The organism is Kitasatospora sp. CMC57, assembly GCF_045866025.2.
Classification (GTDB): Bacteria; Actinomycetota; Actinomycetes; order Streptomycetales; family Streptomycetaceae; genus Kitasatospora.
Genome location: NZ_AP035881.2, coordinates 3,708,082 through 3,720,975 on the forward strand (window position 1 = coordinate 3,708,082; position 12,894 = coordinate 3,720,975).

Genomic DNA, 12,894 nt, shown 5'->3' on the forward strand with positions numbered 1-12,894 from the left:
GAAGCCTATGCTGGGCAGCCGGAGGTGCGCAGTGACCGGAGCGGTGACGGACGGACGGGTCCAGCGGGGGAACGAGACCCGGCGGGCGGTGCTCGGCCGTGCGGTCCAGGTCGCCTCGATCGAGGGTCTCGGCAGTCTGTCGATCGGCCGGCTCGCCACCGACCTCGGGCTGAGCAAGAGCGGGGTGTTCGCCGCCTTCGGCTCGAAGGAGGAGCTGCAGCTGGCGACCGTCCGCGCCGCCCGCCGGATCTTCTACGACGCGGTGATCGTCCCCGCCGAGCAGGCCGCTCCCGGGCTGCCCCGGCTCCGGCTGCTCTGCGAGAGCTGGATCGCGTACATCCAGGCCAAGGTCTTCCCCGGGGGCTGCTTCTTCCAGTCGGTTTCGGTCGAGTTCAACACCCGGCCCGGGCCGATCCGGGATGCGCTGGCCGTCGCCGCCCGGGACTGGGAGGGCCTGCTGGTAGACCTGATCCGGATCGCCCGGGCCAAGGGCGAGCTGGCGGCGGACGTGGACCCGGAGCAGCTGGCCTTCGTCCTGGTCGGGCTGATGGAGACGTCCAACGCGCACGCCCTGCTGCTGGACGACCCCACCCGCTACGGCCGCGCCGCCACCGCGATCGCCCACGCCATCGACTCCGTCAGCGCCTGAGGGCTCAGCTCAGTACGGTCGGCATCAGCAGCGAGAACGTCCCCTCCCGGTCCGGGTAGCGGATCGCCAACGGCGCCACCGGGCCGCCGAGTTCGAGCGTCAGCTGGTCGCGGCGCCCTGCGGTGATCGCCTCCATCAGGAACTCCCGGTTCACGCCGATCCTGAGCCCCCCATCGTGCCCGTTGCCGCCCGCGACCGCCTCCGCGCCCGCGACCCCCAGCGTGCCGTCGGCGCCGACGGTGAGGACCGAGACCTGCTGCTGCACGCCGTCCTGACTCCGGGTCAGGCGCCGGGTCGCCCCGGTCGACAGCTCGGCCCGCAGTTCGGCGGCGTCGACCGCCACTCGACGGGTCGGCTCCAGCCGCAGCATCGGGCGGTAGTCGGGGTAGTCCTGGTCGACCCGCCGGCCGGTGACGACCCGCTCGGGGTGGCCCGCACCCGACACGGCCACGGTCAACTGATCTCCTTCGAACACCAGTTGGGCATTGTCAGCACCCTCCAGCAGGGTCCGGACCTCGTCCACGAAGGCCGTCCCGGCGATCGCACTGACCGGCGGACCGTCCAGGGCGGCCACCGGCACGAGCGAGACGGCCATCCGGTAGCGGTCGGTGGCGACCAGGCGCAGGCCGTCCGCCGCGAGTTCCAGCAGGACGCCGCAGAGGGCGGGTTGCTCGGGGTTGCTGCCCGCGGCGAACCGGACGGCGTCCAGGGCAGCGGCCAACTCGTGTGCGGGGGTGGTCAGTCGAGTCTGGTTCATCGGGTTCTCCCTCTGGTCGATCAGTGCGCGGACCGTGGAGAGTTCGCGTCGCGCGTCGGCCAGGCCGTCCTCCAGACGGCGCAGGTGTGCCTCCAGGGTCTGCCGGGCTGCGGCGGGGCCGGCCGACAACACTCGGGAGATGTCCGGCAACGGCATGCCGACCCGGCGCAGCCGGGCGATCAGCCGGGCGTCCCCGACCTGCTCCTCGGCGTACCAGCGGTAGCCGCTCTGCGGGTCAACCCAGGCCGGGCCGAACACACCCGCGCCGTCGTAGAACCGCAGCGCGCTCACGCTGAGGCCGCTGTGCCGGGCCATCTCTCCGATGCTGCGCATCACGTTCTCCACGCCGAGGACTCTGGGGGCTCGACCAGGTCGAGGGTCAACCGGGCCACGGTAGTCCCGGCCTGCGTCAGCCGGGAAACTGCACGAACGGTCGTGCTAATATCCCGATCTCAACCGGCTGCGCGCCGCAGCCCTCCCGGGGGAGTGTCCATGGATCTGTCCGCCGCCCTGCTCCGCACCGCCCTGAACGCCGCCGCCACGGTCTCGCCCCGTCTGGCGGGCCGGGCCGCCTTCGAGGTGTTCTGCCGCCCGCTGCGGCGCAGCCGGGTCAGATCGGCCGAACGGGAGCTGCACGACCTCGCGGTCACCGAGCGGCTCACTGTCGGTGGCAAGGCGGTGACCGCCTACCGCTGGGGCGACGGAGCACGTCCGGTGCTGCTGGTGCACGGCTGGCAGTCCAGAGCGTCCCGCTTCGCCCCGCTGATACCCGGCCTGCGGGCCCTCGGCCTGACGCCGGTCTCGTTCGACGCGCCCGGCCACGGGGGCTCCGGCGGTCGGGCCACCACGCTGCTCGACGTCCGCGACCTGATCGGCCAACTGCACGACCGGTACGGCCCCTTCGAGGCGATCGTGGCCCACTCCTTCGGGGTGACCTGCACCTTCGCGGCGCTACGCGACGGGGTGAAGGCCGGGCGACTGGTGGCGATCGCCGGAGTGAGTGAATTCGCCTTCCTGCCCATGGAGTTCTGCCGTCAGCTGGGCCTCGGCAGGTGGGCCGGGCGCGAGCTGGAGCGCCGGATCGCCCGCCTGCTGCCCGCCGGACAGGGGCTCGGCACCCTGGACGCCGCCTACCGGCCCGCGGACCTGACCCTGCCGATCCTCGCGGTGCACGACGAGGATGACCCGACCGCACCGCTCAGCCAGTCCCACCGCCTCCGCGACGCGTACGGGGAGCAGCTCCAGCTGCTCACCACCCGGGGTCTCGGCCACCGGCGGATCCTCGGTGAGCCCGCCGTCGTGGACAACGTGCTCGGCTTCCTCGGCGCCGAATGACGACGGGCGGCCCCCCGTGAGGGGAGCCGCCCGGTGGGCCGGGGCTGTCAGCCGCCACTCTTCCGGCGGAAGTTGCGCTTGCCGCCTGCGGCCGCGTGCGTGCCGTGGACCTTGGACTCGCTGCCCGGGCCACCGCCGGCGCCGTCCGTCCGGACACCCTGCTTGCGCTCCAGGGCGGCCAGGAACTTCGCCTTCACGTCGTCGGGCGCGGCGGGAGTCTGCTCCGTGCTCTGCGGTTCGGCGGATTCAGGTGTGCCGCTGCTCATGGGTTGACCTCCAGAAGACCAGTGTTGCCAGCCTCACCATGTCATGCCGGGAGGGCTCGCTCCCACCATTTCACCCCCCGTGGTGCTCGTCCGGGAAGTGCGGCCCGCCGATCAGGAACAGCAGCAGGGCGGTCGGGAAGCCGATGGCTGCGATCACCAAGACGAAGAACTCCAGCACCATCACAGCGGACTCCCGAGGAGAGGGGTGAGCAGACAAATCTGACGGTATGTCCAGATTCGGCCGCCTGCCACTTCCCTCGTCCCACCGAGCGATCATCGTCCGAACCCTGTCCGCCCGTCCGCTCCGCCGCCACACTGACGGGATGCAGGTGGAGCTGGCGGGTGAAGCGCAGGGACCGGGGCGGCCGAGCGAGGACTTCGCCGCGACCTCGCCGGAGGCCCTGGTGCTGCTGGACGGTTCGAGTGCGCCGGACGGCCTGGAATCCGGCTGCCGGCACGGCACCCCCTGGTACGTCCGGCGGCTCGGCGTGCACCTGCTCGCCCGGCTCACCGACCGGCCCGACCGTTCGATCGCCGAGTGCCTGGCCGACGCCATCGTCGAGACCGCCGCCCTGCACGGCGGCCGCTGCGACCTGTCCCACCCCAACACCCCGGCCGCGATGGTGGTCGCCGCCCGGCTGCACGGCAGCTCGCTGGAGTACCTGGTGCTCGGCGACTCGCTGCTCGTGCTCCAGCTCAAGGATGGGCCGCCCCGGGTGGTCGGCGACAACCAGCGCTTCCCGGCCGGCGAGCTGCTCCGCCGTCAGATCTGGTCCACCGTCCCCGGCTCCGCCGAACGCCGCGACCTGCACATGCGGTACGCCCTGGCGGTCAGGGCTGCCCGCAACTCCGGCCACGGGCCGTGGATCGCCGCCGCCTCGCCCCGGGCCGCCGCCCACGCCGAGACCGGCTTCGTCCGGCTCGCCGCACTGCACGCGGTGGCCGCCCTCAGCGACGGGGCCGCCCGCTACACCGAACGCTTCTGCCTCGGCAGCTGGTCGGACGCCCTCCACCTGCTGGCCGAACGAGGCCCCGCCGAACTCATCGCCCAGGTCCGCTCCACCGAACGCACCGACGCCCACTGCGAACGCTGGCCGCGCGGCAAGACCCACGACGACGCGTCGGCCCTGTACGCGCGGATCTGATCTGCAGCGCGGGCGACGCCGTCGTCGGAGGTCGCCCGCGCCCCGGCCGTCCTGCGTGCGTCAGTCGGTCGGGTGGCCGAAGGCGCCGGACTGGAAGTCCCGCATGGCCTGCTCCAGCTCCCGGTGGCTGTTCATCACGAACGGCCCGTAGTGCGCCACCGGCTCACGGATCGGCTGCCCGCCCAGGATGATCACGTCCAGGTTGGGGTGCCGGGAGTCCTGCTTGGCGTCGGCCGAGATGGTGAGGGTGTCGCCCTCGCCGAAGACCGCCGCCTGCCCGCTCCGGAACGGCCGGCGCTCCGCACCGACGGTGCCGTCACCGTTGAGCACGTACGCCAGCGCGTTGAAGTCCTTGCGCCAGGGGATGGTGATCTCGGCGCCCGGCGTCACGGTGGCGTGCAGCAGGGTGATCGGCGTGTGGGTGACACCCGGGCCCTCGTTGCCGTCCAGCTCACCGGCGATCAGCCGGAGGATCGAGCCGCCGTCGGGCGAGGTCAGCAGCTTGACGTGGCCGCCGTGGATGTCCTGGTACCGGGGCTGCGTCATCTTGTCGGCGGCCGGGAGATTGACCCAGAGCTGGATGCCGTGGAACAGGCCACCCGTCATGACCAGCGACTCGGGCGGCGTCTCGATGTGCAGGATGCCGGAGCCGGCCGTCATCCACTGGGTGTCGCCGCCGCCGATGTGGCCGCCGCCGCCGTGCGAGTCCTTGTGGATGAACTCGCCCTCGATCAGGTAGGTCACCGTCTCGAAGCCGCGGTGCGGGTGCCAGGGCGTGCCCTTCGGCTCGCCCGCGGCGTAGTCCACCTCGCCCATCTGGTCCATCATGATGAACGGGTCGAGGTACTTGGTGTTGATCTTCGCGAAGGCCCGGCGGACCGGAAAACCCTCGCCCTCGAAGCCCTCGGGGGCGGTGACCACCGTCAGGACCGGCCGCGACACGTTGGTCGCGGGGTCGGGGGTGGCGACGCGCGGAAGGGTCAACGGGTTCTCGACGGTCACGGCGGGCATGTCGGCCTCCTTCAGGGGTCTGTGGCCTATGCCCAGAAGAGTAGTTCAATCATCAACTAGAAGCAAGTTGAAAGTTGAACCATATGGTGCCACCACGGCCGCTGGGGTGAACCGCGCGTCTCAGCCGTACATCCGGCGCATCGTGAAGTCGACCATCTGCTCCACGGCCTTGGCGTCGAACACCATCCGGTGCTCGCCCTCCATGTCCAGTGCGAAGCCGTACCCGGTCGGGAGCAGGTCGAGGACCTCGGCGCCGGTGACGCTGAAGTGCTTGGAGTCCTTGCCCGCGTAGCGGCGCAGCTCCTTGAGCGAGCTGAACATCGGGATCACCGGGGTCGGGGTGTTGTGCAGGGCGAGGAAGCCGGGGCGGTCGCCGCGCGGGCAGTGCACCTTGGAGGTGATGAAGATCGCCTGGAAGTCCTCGACCGGCATCGAGCCCGTGGTGAAGGCGCGGACGGCGTCCGCGAGGGATGGCGGAGAGGGTTCGGGGTAGAGAGACTGCTGGGGGGCGGCCTGCGGTGGCTGCTCGCCGTACTGGCCGGGGCCCGGCATGCCGTTCATCCCCTGCTGCTGCGCGTGCTGCTGCTGCGCCTGCTGCTGGTAGGGGTCGCCCTGATACCCGGTCTGCTCGTAGCCGTACACAGGGCAAGGCTATCGGTGGACGTGACCGTGTTCATAGTCCCGTCGCGTCCAGGGGCTTGAACAAGTTACTTACGGGTAGCATCATGGTGCCTACTGGTGGGTAAGTGGGGCGCTCGAAGGCGGCGGACCCCGGAAGCGACGAACCGGAGAAACGGTCATGGGTCACTACAAGTCCAACCTGCGTGACGTGGAGTTCAACCTCTTTGAGGTGTTCGGCCGTGACCAGGTGTACGGCACCGGTCCGTTCGCCGACATGGACGTCGAGACCGCGAAGAACATCCTCGGTGAGATCGCGCGTCTCGCCGAGAACGACCTCGCCGCGTCCTTCGTCGACGCCGACCGCAACCCGCCGGTCTTCGACCCGGAGACCAACACGGCTCCGATCCCGGCGACCTTCAAGAAGAGCTACCAGACCTACATGGACGCCGAGTGGTGGCGCCTGGGCATCCCGGAGGCGATCGGCGGCCAGGTCACCCCGTCCTCGCTGATCTGGGCCTACGCGGAGCAGATCCTCGGCTCCAACCCGGCGATCTGGATGTACTCCTCCGGTCCGGCGTTCGCCGGCGTCGTCTACGACGAGGGCACCGAGGAGCAGCAGAAGGTCGCCCAGCACATGGTCGACCGCCAGTGGGGCGCCACCATGGTGCTGACCGAGCCGGACGCCGGTTCGGACGTCGGCGCCGGCCGCACCAAGGCGATCAAGCAGGAGGACGGCTCCTGGCACATCGAGGGTGTGAAGCGCTTCATCACCTCGGGCGAGCACGACATGTCCGAGAACATCATCCACCTGGTGCTGGCCCGCCCCGAGGGCGGCAAGCCGGGCACCAAGGGCCTGGGCCTGTACATCGTGCCGAAGTTCGACTTCGACTGGGAGACCGGCGAGCTCGGCGAGCGCAACGGTGTCTACGCGACCAACGTCGAGCACAAGATGGGCCTCAAGGCGTCCAACACCTGTGAGATGACCTTCGGCGCGAAGCACCCGGCCAAGGGCTGGCTGGTCGGCGAGAGCGTCGACGGCATCCGCCAGATGTTCAAGATCATCGAGTTCGCCCGGATGATGGTCGGCACGAAGGCCATCGCCACCCTCTCCACCGGTTACCTGAACGCGCTGGAGTACGCCAAGGAGCGCGTGCAGGGCGCCGACATCTCCAACTTCATGGACAAGGCCGCCCCGCGCGTCACCATCACCAACCACCCGGACGTCCGCCGTTCGCTGATGACCCAGAAGGCGTACGCCGAGGGCATGCGCGCCCTGGTGCTCTACACCGCCTCGGTCCAGGACGACCTGGTGGCCGCCCGCCTGCGCGGTGAGCACGACGACGCCGCCGAGCGCCTGAACGACCTGCTGCTGCCGATCGTCAAGGGCTACGGCTCGGAGAAGTCCTACGAGCAGCTCGCCCAGTCCCTGCAGACCTTCGGTGGCTCCGGCTTCCTCCAGGAGTACCCGGTCGAGCAGTACATCCGGGACGCCAAGATCGACACCCTGTACGAGGGCACCACCGCCATCCAGGGCCTGGACTTCTTCTTCCGGAAGATCGTCAAGGACGGTGGCCAGGCGCTCACCGTGGTCTCCGAGCAGATCAAGAAGTTCCTCGCCACCGGTGAGGGCGGCGACGCCCTGGCCACCGAGCGCGAGCTGCTCGGCAAGGCGGCCGGTGACCTGGAGGCGATCGTCGGCAAGCTGCTGGCCGACCTGTCCTCGGTCGAGCAGGACGTCAAGAACATGTACAAGGTGGGCCTCAACACCACCCGCCTGCTGATGGTCTCCGGCGACGTCGTGGTCGGCTGGCTGCTGCTCCGTCAGGCCGCCGTCGCGCTGGCCAAGCTGGAGGCGGGCGCCACCGAGAAGGACGTCCCGTTCTACCAGGGCAAGGTCGCCGCGGCCCGCTTCTTCGCCCGCAACGTGCTCCCGACCGTCACCCCCCAGCGGCTGATCGCCGAGGGCGTCGACAACGAGATCATGGAGCTCGCGGAGGAGGCTTTCTAAGCCTCGGAAGCCGCCCGAATACCGCCTGACACACCCTCAGCACCGCGGGGCCCGGTCCACCAGGACCGGGCCCCGCGGTGTGTCCGTCAGCCGCCCCGCAGTGCGGTCAGGGGGTCGGTGCGGGCCGCTCGCAGCGACGGGTAGAGGCCGGCGAGCAGTCCGGTCACGCTGCCGATCAGCGGGGCGGCCAGGGTGGCGGCGGGGTGCATCACCGCCGTCCAGTCGTGGGCGGCGGCCACCGCGAGGACGGCCAGTACGCCCAGGCCGGTGCCGACCAGGCCGCCGAGGGTGCCGAGCACGGTCGACTCGGTGAGGAACTGGGCCGCGATGTGCCGGGTCCTGGCGCCCAGGGCACGGCGCAGGCCGATCTCCTCGGTCCGTTCCAGGACGGCCACCAGGGTGGCGTTGGCGATGCCGGCCGCGCCGACCAGCAGGCAGACCGTGGCCAGCGCCAGGAAGAGCCGGGTCAGGTCGGAGCCCACCCCGTCCTGCAGCCCGTGCGGGTCCGCCGGCGGGGTGACGGTGAACGAGTCCGGGGAGTCCGGCCGGAGCGCGACGGCGGCCTGCTCGGCGACCACCGAGGCCGCGCCGGCCCGGGTGGCGATCAGCCCCTGCGCACGGCGGTCGGCCCCGCCGCCGGGAGGGCCGAACTGCTCCAGCGCCGTACGGGCCGGGACGATCGCGCCCGGCGGCGTGGCGGGCTGCCGCCGGACGTCCGAGTAGATCCCGATCACGGTGTACGGCAGTCCGTCGAGGTAGACGGCGGGCTGGGCGTCCAGCCGGCTCACCCCGAGCTGTTCGGCCGCGGCCTGACCGAGCAGCACCACCCGCTGCCCGGTGCGCTGGGCGAAGGCGTCCATGGTCACGCCCGCCCGCAGGGTCGGTGCCATCGCCGCGACCGCGCCGGGGGTGGCGGCGAGGACGGTCGTGGCCGGGTGCTCCCCGCCGGTGGGCCGGTCGGAGAGCACCGGGTTTCCCGGTACAGGCCACCAGACCCCGGCCGCCTCGACCCCGTCGATCCGGCGCAGCCGCTCGTCGGCGTCCGCAGGGAAGCTCGTCGGTGGGTCGGCCCCCGGTCGGCCCTGGTCGGTCCCGGCGCGGTCGGCGACGGTCACGGTGGTGGCCCTGGTCAGGTCGAGCTGTTCGCCGATCCGGCCGGCGGCGGTCGCGGTCAGCCCGAGGACCGCGACGAAGCCGCCGATGCCGAGCACCGTGCCCAGCACGGTGAGCGCCGAACGGCCCGGCCGCTGGAGGATCCCGGCGACCGCCTCCTCGCACAGGTCCCGAGCGCCGAGCCGCGTACCCGGCTCCGGCAGGGTGTCGTGGGCCATCAGCGGGCCACCTCCGTCGGTTCGGACAGCACGCCGTCCCGGATCGTCACCCGACGCCCGGCCCGGGCCGCGACGGCCGGGTCGTGGGAGATCACCACCAGCGTGCGGCCCTGCGCGTGCAACTCGTCCAACCGGTCGAGCACCGCCTCGGAGTCGTCGGATCCGAGGTTGCCGGTCGGTTCGTCGCAGAGCAGCAGGCCCGGCCGGTTGACCAGCGCCCGGGCGATCGCCACCCGCTGCCGCTCGCCGCCGGAGAGCGTGGTCGGCAGGGCGTCCAGTCGGTGGGCCAGGCCGACCAGCCGCAGTGCCTCCCGGGCTGCCTCGGCCCGCCGGGGCCGGGGCACCTGCCGGTAGACCTGCGCGAGCGCGACGTTCTCCTCGGCGGTGCGGTGCGGCAACAGGTGGAAGGACTGGAAGACGAACCCGATCCGCCGCCCGCGCAGCGTCGACCGGTCCCGGTCGGTCAGCGGGCCGGTATCGATGCCGTCCAGCTCGTACCGGCCCCCGCTCGGGGCGTCGAGCAGACCGAGCAGGTGCAGCAGGACGGACTTGCCGGAGCCGGACGGGCCGCTGACGGACAGGTACTCGCCTTGACGGACGCTCAGGTCGGTGGGGTGCAGGGCGGTGACGGGCGGCTCACCACCGAAGCTCCGGCTCACGCCGGTGAGCCGGATGACGGGGGTCCGGGCGTCGGTGCTCACCTTCCGACCACCACCTGGTCGCCCACCCGCAGGCCGTCCTCGTCGACCGGGGTCACGGCGACCATGCCGTCCGCCGTCACGCCGGTGGTCACCACCACGGTGCGCCGGTCGCCGTCGGCGTTCACCGTGGTGACCGTGGTCCGCCCGGCGGCATCGGTGGAGATCGCGGCCACCGGGACGGCGGGGACGGGCCGGCTGAAGCCGTACTTGAGGATGGTGATCCGGACGTTGCTGCCGCTCAGCGCGCCGGGCGGGTCGGCGGACGGGGTGACGGTGACCGGTACGTACCGGGGGGCGTCGGCGTTGGGCACCGGGGGAGCGGCCGCCCCGCTCGCGGCCGGTGCGGCCGCCCCGCCGAGGGTGACCACCCGCCCGGCGGGCGGGGTGGTGGTCGGGGGGCCGAGCTCGGCCACGGTGCCGGTGAGCCGGGCACCGGTCTCCTCGGACATGATCTCCACCGCCATGCCGGGCTCAACTACCGCTGCCTGCGCGGGAGTAAGCTGCCCGGTGACGGCCAGGCCCCCGCTGGTGAGGGAGAGCAGCGGGCCCGCCACCGGCATGCCCACCGAGCTGGCGACCGCGGTCACCGAGGCCGGCAGGGTCGGCAGGAAGACCACGTGCGCTGCCGGGACCATCGGCCCGTTCGCCGCGACGGCCTTGGTCAGGGCGGCCCGCTCGGTAGACAACTGCCTTCTGGCCGAAGCAAGTTGTTGATCAATGCCGGGGGTGGACCGGTCGCTCTGGCGCTGCGCGGCCAGGGTGTCCACGGTCAGCTGGGCGGCGTCCACGGCCCGCTGGGCCGCGTCCACCGCCTGCTGGGTGGCCGCGCCGGTGAGCGGTACCGGCTGGCCGATGCCCTGGTAGAAGGCGGTCACCGCCTGTCCGGTGCCCGGTCCGAAGAAGCCCTTCTGGTCCGATCCGGCCTGGTATCCCAACTCCGCCAGGGCGTCCTGGAGTTCGGCCACGTCCGGGCCGGTGCACCCCGGCTTGAGGTCCCGGTAGGCCGGCACCGGTCCCTTGAGCACGTACAGCGGCTGCCCGGAGACCTCGGCCAGCAGCTGCCCGTTGCCGACCGGATCGCCCGTCTTCACGTACAGCCCGGACAGGAAGAGCTGGGTGACCTCCGCGGAGGCCGGGACGGGGACCACGTCGTACCGGGTCAGCGGGTGGACGGCCGCCCGCGCGATCACCGCCGGGTTGAGCACCCGGCTGACCACCGGGGCCGTCAGCAGGCTCCGGGGCGGCGGGGCGGTCCGCGCAGCGCGCTCGGCGGGGGAGGTGACCAGGGTGGCGGCGGCCATGCCGCCCAGCGAGACCACGGCCGCTCCGGTGGCCACCGCGACCAGCGCGCGCTGCCGCCGGCCGCCGGTGGACCGGGTCACCGGACCGGGACCGGGGTCCGGTGCCGGACCGCCCTGCGCGAACTTCCCATGCCGAAACAACCGCCCCATCCGATGTCTCCAGCCCACTGCTCCGGGTAGCTGTTCTCGACCTCCAGGAACACCGCGTCGGCCCTATCTTGCCGCCGGGGCCGCCCGGGGAGGCTGCGGGCCGCCCGGGGCTCGCCGTCGGCAGCCCGGATGGCCGATGCGACGGGCGGCCGAGGCACCCGCGCTTCACCGTTGTGTCACCGTTGCTGAGTTCACAGCGTCATGTCCGTGTACGGGCATATGCTCGGGGTCGAAGACCGGTCCCCCATCCGGCTTCCGCCCTCCCTCAACTCAGGAGCAGCATGTCGACCGCCGTCCGCCCGGCCTCCTTCGACCGAACGCACACCGACGACCTGATCGCCTTCCTCGGCACCTCGCCGTCGCCGTTCCACGCGGTGGCCAGTGCCGCGGAGCGGCTGGAGAAGGTCGGCTTCCGTCGCGTCGCCGAGACCGAGGCCTGGGACGCGGCCGCCGGCGGCCGGTACGTCATCCGCGGCGGCGCGCTGATCGCCTGGTACGTCCCTGAGGGGGCCGGTCCCGAGACCCCGTTCCGGGTGGTCGGCACGCACACCGACTCGCCGAACCTGCGGGTCAAGCCGGTCCCTGACACCGGCTCGGCGGGCTGGCGGCAGATCGCGGTCGAGGTCTACGGCGGCGTCCCGCTGAACACCTGGCTGGACCGCGACCTGGGCCTCTCCGGCCGACTGGCGCTGCGCGACGGCACGGTGACGCTGGTTCAGATCGACGAGCCGCTGCTGCGGGTGCCGCAGCTGGCGATCCACCTGGACCGCCAGGTGAACGAGGGCCTCAAGCTCGACAAGCAGCGTCATCTGACGCCGATCTGGGGGATCGGCACGGTCAACGAGGGCTCCCTGGTCGAGTACGTGGCCGAGCGGGCCGGGGTGCCGGCCGACGCCGTGGTCGGCTGGGACTTGATGACGCACGACGTCCAGCCTCCGTCCTACCTGGGCCGCGACCGCGAGCTGCTGGCCGCCCCCCGGCTGGACAACCTGCTCTCGGTCCACGCCGGCACCGCCGCGCTGGCCGCCGTGGCGGGCGGCGCGCTGCCGTACATCCCGGTGCTGGCCGCGTTCGACCACGAGGAGACCGGCAGCGAGTCCGACACCGGCGCCCAGGGCCCGCTGCTCGGCAACGTGCTGGACCGCAGCGTCTACGCCCGGGGTGGCACCCCCGAGGACCGCGCCCGCGCGCTGGCGGGGACGATCTGCCTCTCCTCCGACATGGGCCATGCGGTCCACCCGAACTACAGCGAGCGGCACGAGCCCGGCCACCACCCGATGCCGAACGGCGGCCCGATCCTCAAGGTCAACGTCAACAACCGCTACGCCACCGACGCGGTCGGCCGGGCGGTGTTCGCCGCCGCCTGCGAGAAGGCCGGCGTGCCGTGGCAGACCTTCGTCTCCAACAACTCGATGCCCTGCGGCACCACGATCGGCCCGATCACCGCCGCCCGGCTCGGCATCACCACGGTCGACTGCGGCATTGCGGCGCTCTCCATGCACTCGGCGCGCGAGCTGTGCGGTGCGAACGACCCGTATCTGCTGGCGGCGGCGCTCAAGGCGTTCCTCGAGGGCTGACCGTACGACGGAGAGGGCGCCCACCACTCGGTGGGCGCCCTC

At 72.1% G+C, this 12,894-nt stretch carries 12 protein-coding genes; 5 read left to right on the plus strand and 7 right to left on the minus strand.

Annotation, left to right across the window (positions count from 1 at the left end; genetic code table 11):
* The first annotated feature begins 31 nt into the window (after positions 1 to 31).
* On the plus strand, positions 32 to 649 hold the full coding sequence (locus tag ACKUU6_RS16395) for a TetR/AcrR family transcriptional regulator (protein WP_407989294.1): 618 nt from the start codon (positions 32 to 34) through the stop codon (positions 647 to 649).
* A 4-nt stretch (positions 650 to 653) separates the two neighbouring features.
* On the opposite strand, the gene ACKUU6_RS16400 is transcribed toward ACKUU6_RS16395, so the two are convergent.
* Positions 654 to 1,739 carry a MerR family transcriptional regulator gene (locus ACKUU6_RS16400; protein WP_407989295.1) on the minus strand — a complete coding sequence of 362 codons (1,086 nt, stop codon included), beginning with the start codon at positions 1,737 to 1,739 and terminating at the stop codon, positions 654 to 656.
* Positions 1,740 to 1,898: 159 nt separating this feature from the next.
* Here ACKUU6_RS16400 and ACKUU6_RS16405 point away from each other — a divergent pair, with 159 nt between their 5' ends.
* The gene (locus ACKUU6_RS16405; RefSeq protein ID WP_407989296.1) at positions 1,899 to 2,741 is read left to right on the plus strand and encodes an alpha/beta hydrolase; all 843 of its coding nucleotides are present in this window, start codon (positions 1,899 to 1,901) and stop codon (positions 2,739 to 2,741) included.
* 47 nt (positions 2,742 to 2,788) lie between these two features.
* On the opposite strand, the gene ACKUU6_RS16410 is transcribed toward ACKUU6_RS16405, so the two are convergent.
* Complete coding sequence (locus ACKUU6_RS16410; protein ID WP_407989297.1) at positions 2,789 to 3,007, minus strand: DUF5302 domain-containing protein; 219 nt, start codon at positions 3,005 to 3,007, stop codon at positions 2,789 to 2,791.
* Between the two features lie 323 nt (positions 3,008 to 3,330).
* Here ACKUU6_RS16410 and ACKUU6_RS16415 point away from each other — a divergent pair, with 323 nt between their 5' ends.
* Positions 3,331 to 4,152 carry an integrase gene (locus ACKUU6_RS16415; protein ID WP_407989298.1) on the plus strand — a complete coding sequence of 274 codons (822 nt, stop codon included), beginning with the start codon at positions 3,331 to 3,333 and terminating at the stop codon, positions 4,150 to 4,152.
* A gap of 60 nt (positions 4,153 to 4,212) precedes the next feature.
* On the opposite strand, the gene ACKUU6_RS16420 is transcribed toward ACKUU6_RS16415, so the two are convergent.
* Positions 4,213 to 5,163: a pirin family protein gene (locus tag ACKUU6_RS16420; protein ID WP_407989299.1), complete on the minus strand. Its 951-nt coding sequence runs from the start codon at positions 5,161 to 5,163 to the stop codon at positions 4,213 to 4,215.
* Positions 5,164 to 5,283: 120 nt separating this feature from the next.
* Positions 5,284 to 5,805 (minus strand): SseB family protein, encoded by a 522-nt coding sequence (locus tag ACKUU6_RS16425; RefSeq protein ID WP_057234384.1) that lies wholly within the window; start codon positions 5,803 to 5,805, stop codon positions 5,284 to 5,286.
* A 157-nt stretch (positions 5,806 to 5,962) separates the two neighbouring features.
* Between ACKUU6_RS16425 and ACKUU6_RS16430 the strand changes: the two genes are divergently transcribed.
* Entirely contained in the window at positions 5,963 to 7,792 is a 1,830-nt protein-coding gene (locus tag ACKUU6_RS16430; protein WP_407989300.1) for an acyl-CoA dehydrogenase, read from the plus strand.
* 86 nt (positions 7,793 to 7,878) lie between these two features.
* Here the strand turns inward: ACKUU6_RS16430 and ACKUU6_RS16435 are convergent, their stop codons facing one another.
* The 3 genes from ACKUU6_RS16435 to ACKUU6_RS16445 are packed head-to-tail and all read right to left on the minus strand — an operon-like array spanning position 7,879 to position 11,206.
* A complete protein-coding gene (locus ACKUU6_RS16435; RefSeq protein WP_407989301.1) occupies positions 7,879 to 9,123 on the minus strand; it encodes an ABC transporter permease in 1,245 nt (414 codons plus the stop codon).
* A complete protein-coding gene (locus ACKUU6_RS16440; protein ID WP_407989302.1) occupies positions 9,123 to 9,824 on the minus strand; it encodes an ABC transporter ATP-binding protein in 702 nt (233 codons plus the stop codon). The genes ACKUU6_RS16435 and ACKUU6_RS16440 overlap by 1 nt, the downstream gene beginning before the upstream one ends.
* Entirely contained in the window at positions 9,821 to 11,206 is a 1,386-nt protein-coding gene (locus tag ACKUU6_RS16445; protein WP_407989303.1) for a peptidoglycan-binding protein, read from the minus strand. Before ACKUU6_RS16445 ends, ACKUU6_RS16440 begins: the two co-directional genes overlap by 4 nt.
* Positions 11,207 to 11,556: 350 nt before the next feature.
* Between ACKUU6_RS16445 and ACKUU6_RS16450 the strand changes: the two genes are divergently transcribed.
* Entirely contained in the window at positions 11,557 to 12,852 is a 1,296-nt protein-coding gene (locus ACKUU6_RS16450; RefSeq protein WP_407989304.1) for a M18 family aminopeptidase, read from the plus strand.
* The last annotated feature ends 42 nt before the right edge of the window (positions 12,853 to 12,894 follow it).